1 protein-coding gene is annotated in these 505 nt (G+C 63.4%); it reads right to left on the minus strand.

Annotation, left to right across the window (positions count from 1 at the left end):
- The coding region (locus BFQ01_RS33175; protein ID WP_256097806.1) for an AMP-binding protein at positions 1–505 on the minus strand (505 nt) is incomplete at both ends.

Genomic DNA, 505 nt, shown 5'->3' on the forward strand with positions numbered 1-505 from the left:
GTTACGTCGATGGCGGCTTCGGTCGGGCCGTACAGGTTGTAGAGACCGGCCTGGGGCAGCTTGGCGAAGACCTGCTGCTGGGCATCCACCGGCAACGCTTCACCACTGCACACGATGCGGTGCAGAGTATGGCAAGTCGCAACCGTCGGCTCCTGCAGGAAGGCCTGCAACATCGACGGGACAAAGTGCAGCGTGGTGACCTGCTCGGCATTGATCAGGCGCACCAGTTTGCTCGGATCGCGATGATCCCCCGGCGCGGCGACCACCAGGCGCGAGCCGGTCATCAACGGCCAGAAGAACTCCCACACCGATACGTCGAAGCTGAACGGGGTCTTTTGCAGCACCGTGTCGCTGACATCGAGGCGGTAGGCTTCCTGCATCCATTGCAGGCGATTGGCCAGGGCTGAATGGCGGTTGCCCGCCCCTTTGGGCTGTCCGGTGGAGCCCGAGGTGTAGATCACGTAGGCGAGGTTTTCACCGTCCAGGGCGATGCCTGGGTTGGCGT

Source organism: Pseudomonas sp. 8 R 14 (assembly GCF_900005955.1).
Classification (GTDB): Bacteria; Pseudomonadota; Gammaproteobacteria; order Pseudomonadales; family Pseudomonadaceae; genus Aquipseudomonas; species Aquipseudomonas marginalis.